Source organism: Burkholderia sp. Tr-862 (genome assembly GCF_011753085.1).
GTDB classification, from domain to species: Bacteria; Pseudomonadota; Gammaproteobacteria; order Burkholderiales; family Burkholderiaceae; genus Burkholderia; species Burkholderia ambifaria.
This window is the reverse complement of sequence record NZ_VWWG01000227.1, coordinates 1-8,506: the sequence shown is the minus strand read 5'-3', so window position 1 is coordinate 8,506 and position 8,506 is coordinate 1. Positions and strand designations below refer to the sequence as shown.

Genomic DNA, 8,506 nt, shown 5'->3' with positions numbered 1-8,506 from the left:
GTCGGCGCGACCGGCGCCGGGGCGACCGGTGCCGGCGCGCCGTCGCGCAGGCGCAGCACGCCGGCCGCGAACTCGCGGTTGCCGAGCACGGAGAAGAACGTGCCGACGGCCAGCGATAGCCGGCCGAAGAAGGACAGGTTGGTTTCGGGCATGGGGTCTGGACTCCTGTGGGCTCGCGAGCGGCGAGCATCTTGCCTGGGCGCCCGGCGACGGCGTGCGATTGCGCACTGCCGCCGCCCGGCGCGTGATTCGGACGCGCCCTCTCGGGTGCGGAAAACCCGTATTTTGCCCTGTGGCGGGCGAATCGGGCAGAAGTTGGGGGACAGAACATGGCGGCCCGGCGGTTTCGCGCCGCGCCGGATTATGTCGGACTACCGGCTATCGGCGGCCGACCGCGATGTTGCAGCGCGTCAGCGCGGCGTGCGGCGGCGCGCCGCCTTCGCTTCGAAATCGCGTGACAGCATGCCGAGCGTGACCTCGCCGAAGCGCGCGAGCAGCACCGCCTCGGCCTCTTTCAGCGTGGCCGACAGATGCGCGTTGACCGCCTGTTCGACCAGGCATTCGGGCGCATCCTCGGACACCAGATCCGAAAACACCGGCGGCTCGCCCACCGCGCGATAGACGTCGAGCAGCGTGATGTCGTCGAGCGCGACGGCGAGCGCCCAGCCGCCGCCGTGGCCTTTTTCCGACTGCACATAGCCGCTATCGCGCAAGCCGCCGAGCAGGCGCCGCACGACGACCGGATTCGTGCCCAGCATCGCCGCGATCGCCTCCGACGTCAGCGGGCCATCGGCCTGGTCCATGTGGATCAGCGCATGCAGCATGCGCGACAAACGGCTATCGGTTCTCATCGCCGGACTGCTCCCACTCTCGAAACTCCTGAAGTTGCATGAATGATACCATCGACCTATCATGCAACTTCTCGTGTTTCATGAGTTGACCGCCATCGAAGCACGTTCTTCGCTGGCACGGATTCCGGAAAGGAGTGAACACATGCAGAACCATCATGAAGTGATCGTGATCGGCGGCAGCTTCGCCGGGCTGTCGGCCGCGATGCAACTGGCGCGCGCGCGACGCCGCGTGCTCGTGATCGATGCCGGGCGGCCGCGCAATCGTTTCGCGGAGCACGCGCACGGCTTTTTCGGGCAGGACGGCAAGCCGCCGGCGCGGATCGTCGCCGACGCCGCCGCGCAACTCGCGGCCTATCCGACCGTGCAGCGGATCGCCGGCGAAGCGCGCACCGCCGAGCGCGATGCGAGCAGCCGCTTTCATGTGACGCTCGCGGACGGCAGCCGCGCCAGCGCCGACCGGCTGATCCTCGCGACCGGCATCCGCGACGCATTGCCCGCGCTGCCGGGTCTTGCGCAACGCTGGGGCGTCAGCGTGCTGCATTGTCCGTATTGCCATGGGTACGAGGTGTCGGATCGGCAACTCGGCGTGCTGGCCACGCATCCGCTGTCCGTGCATCAGGCGATCCTGATTCCGGACTGGGGGCCGACGACGTGGTTCACGCAAGGCATGGTCGAAGCGAATGAAGAGGAAGCCGCGTTGCTGGGCGCACGTGGCGTGCGTATCGAGCGATCACCGGTCGTCGACATCCTCGGCGACGCACCGCGTATCGAAGCGTTACGGCTCGCCGACGGGCAGGTCGTGCCGATCGATGCGCTGTTCATCGGCGCGCGTACGGAGATGGCGAGCGATCTCGCGCAACAGCTCGGCTGTGCGTTCGACGAAGGGCCGCTCGGCGTGGCGATCCGCGTCGATACGTGGAAGCAGACGAGCGTTCCCGGCGTGTTCGCGGCCGGCGATGCGTCGAGCCTGATGACGAATGCGACGTTCGCGTCGGCATCGGGCGTCGCCGCCGGGGTGGGCGCGCATCGTTCGTTGATTTTCGGGCTGGACGCGTGACGGGTACGAAGCCGCATGTCGGTTGATGCCGTGTAGCGCTATCGTCTTCACGCGATGTGTTGTTTAATGCTCCGCAACGCCAGCATTAAGAGACATGCAATGCTCGATCTCGAAGACCTTCGACTCGTCCGCGCGATCGGCGCGTCGCGCTCATTGGCATCCGCCGCGCGATTGCTCGACCTCACGCCGCCCGCGGTCACGATCCGCCTGCAGCGGATGGAGGCTCGGCTGGACGTACGCCTGGCCGTGCGACAGCCGAAAGGCATCGCATTGACCGACGAAGGTCAGCGGCTGTATCAGGAAGCCGTCGAGATTCTCGAGCGCGTCGAGGCACTGCCGGTCAACATCTCGGGCGATCACGGCGACGTGCAGGGCACGCTGCGCGTCGTCGCGCCGTTCGGCTTCGGACGCAAGTACGTCGCGCGGATCGTGCGTGACGTGCAGCGCGCGCATCCGAAGCTCGAGATCTCGCTGCACCTGTCGGAGAGCCCGCTGGGCAGTGCGTCGGGCGCGGATGTGGTCGTGCATGTCGGCACCCTGAAGTCGTCGTCGTGGATCGGCTATCCGCTCGCACCCAACGAGCGCTTCCTGTGCGCGAGCCCCGGTTACGCGCGTCGCATCGGCGACCTGAACCATCCGTCCGACCTCGCCCGCTACGACTGCCTGTGCCTGCGCGAGAACGACGAGGACGTCCCGCGCTGGCACTTCTCGCAACCCGGCGACAACAAGGGCGAACCCAGGCGGTCCGCGGTGATCCGCGTCACGGGCGCGCTTTCGTCGAACGACGGCACCGTCATCACCGACTGGGCACTGGCCGGGCTCGGCATCGTGGAGCGCTCGGAATGGGACGTCGCGCCGCTGCTGGCGAACGGCAAGCTGGTGCGGCTGCTGCCCGACTGGCATCTGCCGCCCGCGCCGGTGACCGCGCTGCTGCCGTCGCGCACCGGCCGCTCCGCGCGGCAACGGGTTTTTCTCGACGCCGCGAAGCAATTTCTCGATCCGCCGCCATGGCGCGGCAAGGCATGAGCGGCTTTCCACGATTAAATGCTGCTTAATGATCGATTTGGCATGCGTTAAACACGCGGCTTGCCAACCGCCCTACAGTGTTCGCTGTCGGCAACCCACGAGGCAACGCACCATGGGCATCCCACCCCTCAACACCCCCGCCGCATTGATCGACGTCGATCGCATGCGCAACAACATCGCGCGCATGCAGGCGCATCTCGACGCGCTGGGCGTCAAGTTCCGGCCGCACGTGAAGACCACCAAGTGCCGACAGGTCGTCGACGCGCAGATCGCGGCCGGCGCGCAAGGCATCACGGTGTCGACGCTGAAGGAAGCCGAACAGTTCTTCGCCGCCGGCGTGCGCGACATCGTCTACGCGGTCGGGATGATTCCGGCCAAGCTGGGCCAGGCGCTGGCGCTGCGCCGCCAGGGCTGCGACCTGAAGATCGTCGCCGACAGCCTGGAGACCGCGAACGCGATCGCCGAATTCGGGCGCCAGCACGGCGAGCGCTTCGACGTGTGGATCGAGGTCGACGTCGACGGCCACCGTTCGGGGATTCGGCCCGACGACGGCCTGCTGATCGACGTCGGCCGCGCGCTGGTCGACGGCGGCATGGCGCTCGGCGGCGTGCTCGCTCACGCCGGCTCCAGTTATGAATACGACACGCGCGACGCGCTGGTCGCGATCGCCGAACAGGAGCGCAGCCGCACCGTGCACGCCGCCGAGCGCCTCAGGGCGGCCGGCTTGCCCTGCCCGGTGGTGAGCATCGGTTCGACGCCGACCGCGCTGTCCGCGGCGAACCTCGACGGGGTGACGGAAGTCCGCGCCGGCGTATACGTGCTGTTCGACCTCGTGATGCACAACATCGGCGTGTGCGCGCAGGCCGACATCGCGCTGTCGGTGCTGACCACCGTCATCGGACACCAGGAAGAAAAAGGCTGGGCCATCGTCGACGCGGGCTGGATGGCGATGAGCCGCGATCGCGGCACCCAGCGGCAGGCGCGGGATTTCGGCTACGGGCAGGTGTGTACCGAAGACGGCGACGTGCTCGGCGAGTACGTCATGAGTTCGGCCAATCAGGAGCACGGCATCGTGTCGCGCATCGATACGCCCGACACGGGCATCGCGCAGCGGTTTCCGATCGGGACCCGTTTGCGGATCCTGCCGAACCACGCGTGCGCGACGGGTGCGCAACATCCGGAATACCACGCGCTGAGCAGCGACGGCACGACACAGACCTGGCCGCGCTTCTACGGGTGGTGAGCGTCACGAGCACGGTAGCCGGTACCACGATCCAATGCCCGGCTCCTTCATCCGGACTGGATTGACAGTTTGTCTACATTTGTACAAACTATAAACATTGCGATTCGCATTGCCCCACAGGCTCGCCCACCCATGCCCACAAACGCTCAACTCCTTCTTCTCGACCGCGATGTGGTCGAACCGGCCCTTCAAGCCGAACAAGTGACGGCGGCCGTGCGCGAAGCCTTCGTGCTGCATAGTCGACGCGCCGGACGCGTATTCCCGGTCGTCCGCGAGAAGCTGCATACCGGCGGCGTATTCGGGATCAAGTCGGGCGACGTCGCGAGCCAGGATCTGCTCGGTTTCAAGGCGGCCGGGTTCTGGCCCGGCAATCGGGGCCGCGGTGGCGAACCGCATCAGGCGACGATCGCGCTGTTCGATCCGGCCACCGGCCGCCCGCTCTGCATCATGGACGGCAACGCGGTCACCACGGCCCGGACCGGTGCGGCAGGCGGCCTCGGGCTGCAGGCGCTCGCCCGCCGCGACAGCACGCGCATCTGCGTGTTCGGCACCGGCGTGCAGGCGCGCGTCCAGCTCGACTATGCGATCAGGCTGCTGCCGCAACGGTGCTCGGTGCAGTACGTGAACGTCAGCGGCGAAATCGATCCGGAGTTCGAATCGGCATTCCGCGAACGCTGCGACATCCGCGTCGCACGAGACCGCAACGATGCGGTGGCCGACAGCGACGTGGTCATCACGGCGACACCGGGCGGCGGCCCGCTGTTCGATGCGGATGCGGTGCAGCCAGGTACGCATCTGACTTGCGTGGGCGCGGATACCGCGGGCAAGCGCGAACTTCCCGAACGCGTATTGGAGCGTGCGCGGATTTTCGTGGACGATCACGAGCAGGCGCGCAGCATGGGCGAGTGTCAGTGGGCGCCGGATTTGCCGCGCACTGAAATCGGCGACGTGCTCTCGGGGGCTGTGTCGGTCGATCGCGCGGCGAGCGAGATCACCGTGTTCGACATGACGGGGCTCGCGCTGCAGGACCTGACCGTTGCGCGTTTCCTGTATCGGCACGCTGTCGAGCGCGGCGCGGGACGCGCCATCCCGTGGCCGTGGTGAGCGGCGACTGCGTGGTATCTTCCGTCGCCATGCACCTGACCAACGTTTCCGCCATCTCGTTCGATCTCGACGACACGCTGTGGCCGTTCGGACCCTCCGTCGAACGGGCCGAAGCGTCGCTGCATGCGTGGCTGCTCGCGCACGCGCCCGAAACTGCGCGCGTGCTGCCCACGTCGCAGGCACTGAACCAGTTGCGCGACGAATACGAACGCTTGCGGCCGGATCTGGTCGGCGACTATCGTGCGTTGCGCATCGGCTCGATCCGGCTTGCGCTGGAACGCGCGAACGAAGACGTCACGCTGACCGACCGCGCATACGACGTGTTCTATTCCGCGCGGAACCAGGTCGAGTTCTTCGACGATGCATTGCCGGCGCTCGCGTGGCTGAGCGCGCGCTTTCCGCTGATCGCGGTGACGAACGGCAATGCGGACCTTCGGCTGACGGGCGGCGGCGAGTTCTTTCGCGACACGCTGAGCGCGCGTGCGTTCGGCTTCGCGAAACCCGAGCCGGAGATCTTTCATGCTGCCGCCGCGACGCTTGGCGTGCCCGCGGGGGAACTGCTCCACGTCGGGGACGATTACCACCTCGATATCGTCGGCGCGTTGAATGCGGGGCTTCAAGCGGCGTGGGTGGTGCGCGACACGCATCCGGACGGGGAACACGTTCCGCAACGAGCGGCTTCGGCACATCTCACACTGCGCGACCTGTCGATGCTTTGTCGAGCGCTCGGCGGGCCCGGCGAGGTGTCGTAGACATTCTTGAGACGATAGGTGGATTCAATCGAGTCCCTCTCTAGGAATCGCCTGCTGTTCGGAGCGTTGTCCCGTTAGGCAGCGCAAGCCAGTCCACGGCAAGCTTCAGAATTTCCTCCAAATTACCAGGACCGCCGTGTCCGATGAACTCCGTTTCGGTGGCGCTTATCCTGATCCAATCCTCGTAGTCACGCTCGATGTTGATATCGGTCGGCTTCCTGACTGAAGCACCATTTATCTTGCCCCTCCAGCCCGGGTTGTCGATATTGACAATCTCCATACCATATGAGTGCTCCCAAACTTCATCACATTGGGACGTATACCAGCGCTGCAACGCAGTTATTAAATCGCTCATTTGCACAGCCCTTTTCGTCTCGCCAGTTCCTGGCCGCTCGAACAACTTGGCTCGTCGTCGGCCTCGTAACCTCTGATTCGACTTTTTTGATGTGGGTTTCCCCGCCGCCACTTGACATGCGCGACAGGCCGATCGAGTCCATACCGATGAACTTACCGCCACTAGAATCACAGTGCCGATGTCGGGTATAAACAAATTAAAAGGCTGAATTACTCTTGCAGCACATCAATTCACTTGACAAATGCATCAATGTCGTCGAGAGCGTCTTGAGCTCTTCCAGCCAAAGAATTGTCTTTAAGTTTTCTCTCCAAAACAGGGAGCACTTTATCCTTGTCAACCTTGGCATACATTCTGGCTACATGACCAACGCATGCAATACCCAGCCCCTTTATATCCGCATTCATCCCACTCTCAATCACATCGATGCATTTACTCTGAATCCAGTCAGGGTCATTGATGTTGAAGCATAAGTACATAAGTGCATCTACTACGACATTGCTGTCCGCAGACCTCAATAGAATTTCGAGTTCTTCTTTGCTGTATTGGATGCTCATATCACTCGACTGAGTTATCAAGCGCCGCCTGCTCGTTAGTCGGAGCTCCGCTTTTTTGATAGTCAGAGAGCACCTTGCCTCCGCTGGAGCGGCGAACATGGTGCTCGCGTAACGCCTCCAAGAGAACACTGTCGATCACGACCGGTTATCGAGATTATACTTGGCGACTCTAGAAACATCCTCGTCCTCATCCTCCGCAAGCCTTCTGACTACTGAAATAGGAGTCCTTTTATTCGAAGCGATGCCCTGCCGGACGATCGCATCAAGATCCTTTGACAATATATCAAATAATTCATAAGATAATTTTCTCTTCACGGCAATGAAACGACGAACATCAGGTTCAAATTTGCAAAGCAACGTCAAGATCTCAAGCGGAACCGTCTTATTATAAGCAACCCATCTCCTGTATTCCGGGAATCTATCAATAACGTCTTTCCACACTGAAACAGGAGCATCGTCGGTCGCAGCGCGATCATATTCCTCCTTGAGAGAACTATCTCGCAGTGCGACAAACTCATCAGCAGAATAAATCATTCCACCCCCTGCATTCAATTGGTACCTGAGCCAGTTCACCACGGTAGGAGCGATACTTCTTGGGCCAAACCAGGGATTTCAATCCGAGCGCTTGCATCAAGCGCTGTACGGTCTTGTGATCGACGTCCATCTGTGTTTCACACTCAACGGCCGCAACTGCGGCCGTTGGAGTTACTGAAGCCAGTCCACGGCAAGCTTCAGAATTTCCTGCAAATTACCAGGGCCACCGTATCCGATGAACTCCGTTTCGGTGGCGCTTATCCTGATCCAATCCTCGTCGTCACGCTCGATGTTGATATCGGTCGGCTTCCTGACTGAAGCACCATTTATCTTCACCCTCCAGCCGGGGTTGTCGACATTAACAATCTCCACACCATATGAGTGCTCCCAAACTTCATCACATTGGGACGTATACCAGCACTGCAACGCAGTTATTAAATCGCTCATTTGCACAGCCCTTTTCGTCTTGCCAGTTCCCTAGCCATTCGAACATCTTGCCTCGTCGCCGGCCTCGTAACCTCTGTCTTTTTCGACGTAGTCACTTGACCGTTTGGCCCCACATTTATTTTCCGAGTCTGAACATGCGGAGTCGGAATATCGACACCGGTGGATTTGTCGAAATGCGACGCCCCTTGCAAATCAATGTGGCCCTGTGTCGTCGGTGTAGAGAATGTCACGGAATTCTGGTTGATCTGCCCGGAAAGCTCACGAGCCATCTCCTCCTCATTTTTCGACCCGCGGGACGTATAGTCACTGCAACTTGGCAAGCATTTCGCGCATTGCTTCGACAGCCCCAACGGATCAATCCACCCAACCGGGTTAGGCGCGTACTGCCACGCGTTGATTCCACCCGCCAGCCCGATCGGATCCTTGCTAACAAACCGCCCACTCCCCGGATCGTAGTACCGATACCGGTTGTAATGCAGCCCCGTCTCTTCATCGTGATACTGCCCCTGAAACCGGATCGCGTTACCCGCCTCGTTCCGCTCCGGCGTCTCCCGCCACACCGTCTTCTCACCGCCCCACGCCC

The 8,506-nt window shown here is 62.5% G+C and carries 11 protein-coding genes and 1 pseudogene; 5 read left to right on the top strand and 7 right to left on the bottom strand.

Features of this window, described 5'->3' with window-relative positions; all coding sequences use genetic code 11:
- Positions 1 to 152: pseudogene (locus tag F3J14_RS32020) on the bottom strand (DUF2760 domain-containing protein); the annotation flags it as partial.
- 258 nt (positions 153 to 410) lie between these two features.
- Positions 411 to 851, bottom strand: a complete 441-nt coding sequence (locus F3J14_RS32015) for an Rrf2 family transcriptional regulator (protein ID WP_166726329.1) — start codon at positions 849 to 851, stop codon at positions 411 to 413.
- Positions 852 to 993: 142 nt separating this feature from the next.
- On the opposite strand from F3J14_RS32015, the gene F3J14_RS32010 reads away from it, so the two are divergent.
- From F3J14_RS32010 to F3J14_RS31990, 5 genes are all read left to right on the top strand, one after another.
- Positions 994 to 1,908 (top strand): NAD(P)/FAD-dependent oxidoreductase, encoded by a 915-nt coding sequence (locus F3J14_RS32010; RefSeq protein ID WP_166726328.1) that lies wholly within the window; start codon positions 994 to 996, stop codon positions 1,906 to 1,908.
- Positions 1,909 to 2,007: 99 nt separating this feature from the next.
- Positions 2,008 to 2,934 (top strand): LysR family transcriptional regulator, encoded by a 927-nt coding sequence (locus F3J14_RS32005; protein WP_211080412.1) that lies wholly within the window; start codon positions 2,008 to 2,010, stop codon positions 2,932 to 2,934.
- A gap of 112 nt (positions 2,935 to 3,046) precedes the next feature.
- Positions 3,047 to 4,177, top strand: a complete 1,131-nt coding sequence (locus F3J14_RS32000) for a DSD1 family PLP-dependent enzyme (protein WP_166726326.1) — start codon at positions 3,047 to 3,049, stop codon at positions 4,175 to 4,177.
- A 132-nt stretch (positions 4,178 to 4,309) separates the two neighbouring features.
- Positions 4,310 to 5,281 (top strand): ornithine cyclodeaminase family protein, encoded by a 972-nt coding sequence (locus F3J14_RS31995; protein WP_166726333.1) that lies wholly within the window; start codon positions 4,310 to 4,312, stop codon positions 5,279 to 5,281.
- A gap of 29 nt (positions 5,282 to 5,310) precedes the next feature.
- A complete protein-coding gene (locus tag F3J14_RS31990) occupies positions 5,311 to 6,033 on the top strand; it encodes an HAD-IA family hydrolase (protein ID WP_166726332.1) in 723 nt (240 codons plus the stop codon).
- Between the two features lie 40 nt (positions 6,034 to 6,073).
- Here F3J14_RS31990 and F3J14_RS31985 read toward each other — a convergent pair whose 3' ends face one another.
- From F3J14_RS31985 to F3J14_RS36130, 5 genes are all read right to left on the bottom strand, one after another.
- A complete protein-coding gene (locus tag F3J14_RS31985; protein ID WP_166726331.1) occupies positions 6,074 to 6,388 on the bottom strand; it encodes an immunity 53 family protein in 315 nt (104 codons plus the stop codon).
- Between the two features lie 230 nt (positions 6,389 to 6,618).
- A complete protein-coding gene (locus tag F3J14_RS31980) occupies positions 6,619 to 6,942 on the bottom strand; it encodes a hypothetical protein (protein ID WP_166726325.1) in 324 nt (107 codons plus the stop codon).
- Between the two features lie 135 nt (positions 6,943 to 7,077).
- Positions 7,078 to 7,476 (bottom strand): hypothetical protein, encoded by a 399-nt coding sequence (locus F3J14_RS31975; protein WP_166726324.1) that lies wholly within the window; start codon positions 7,474 to 7,476, stop codon positions 7,078 to 7,080.
- A gap of 171 nt (positions 7,477 to 7,647) precedes the next feature.
- Positions 7,648 to 7,923 carry an immunity 53 family protein gene (locus F3J14_RS31970; RefSeq protein ID WP_166726330.1) on the bottom strand — a complete coding sequence of 92 codons (276 nt, stop codon included), beginning with the start codon at positions 7,921 to 7,923 and terminating at the stop codon, positions 7,648 to 7,650.
- Positions 7,920 to 8,506 (bottom strand): RHS repeat-associated core domain-containing protein (locus F3J14_RS36130; protein WP_166726323.1); only part of this gene is annotated, 587 nt, incomplete at its 5' end. The genes F3J14_RS31970 and F3J14_RS36130, both read right to left, overlap by 4 nt.

What these genes read in the sequence shown, in the direction of transcription:
- F3J14_RS32015 (WP_166726329.1), bottom strand. Translation starts at nt 851, where the DNA reads ATGAGAACCGATAGCCGTTTGTCGCGCATGCTGCATGCGCTGATCCAC.
- F3J14_RS32010 (WP_166726328.1), top strand. Translation starts at nt 994, where the DNA reads ATGCAGAACCATCATGAAGTGATCGTGATCGGCGGCAGCTTCGCCGGG.
- F3J14_RS32005 (WP_211080412.1), top strand. Translation starts at nt 2,008, where the DNA reads ATGCTCGATCTCGAAGACCTTCGACTCGTCCGCGCGATCGGCGCGTCG.
- F3J14_RS32000 (WP_166726326.1), top strand. Translation starts at nt 3,047, where the DNA reads ATGGGCATCCCACCCCTCAACACCCCCGCCGCATTGATCGACGTCGAT.
- F3J14_RS31995 (WP_166726333.1), top strand. Translation starts at nt 4,310, where the DNA reads ATGCCCACAAACGCTCAACTCCTTCTTCTCGACCGCGATGTGGTCGAA.
- F3J14_RS31990 (WP_166726332.1), top strand. Translation starts at nt 5,311, where the DNA reads ATGCACCTGACCAACGTTTCCGCCATCTCGTTCGATCTCGACGACACG.
- F3J14_RS31985 (WP_166726331.1), bottom strand. Translation starts at nt 6,388, where the DNA reads ATGAGCGATTTAATAACTGCGTTGCAGCGCTGGTATACGTCCCAATGT.
- F3J14_RS31980 (WP_166726325.1), bottom strand. Translation starts at nt 6,942, where the DNA reads ATGAGCATCCAATACAGCAAAGAAGAACTCGAAATTCTATTGAGGTCT.
- F3J14_RS31975 (WP_166726324.1), bottom strand. Translation starts at nt 7,476, where the DNA reads ATGATTTATTCTGCTGATGAGTTTGTCGCACTGCGAGATAGTTCTCTC.
- F3J14_RS31970 (WP_166726330.1), bottom strand. Translation starts at nt 7,923, where the DNA reads ATGAGCGATTTAATAACTGCGTTGCAGTGCTGGTATACGTCCCAATGT.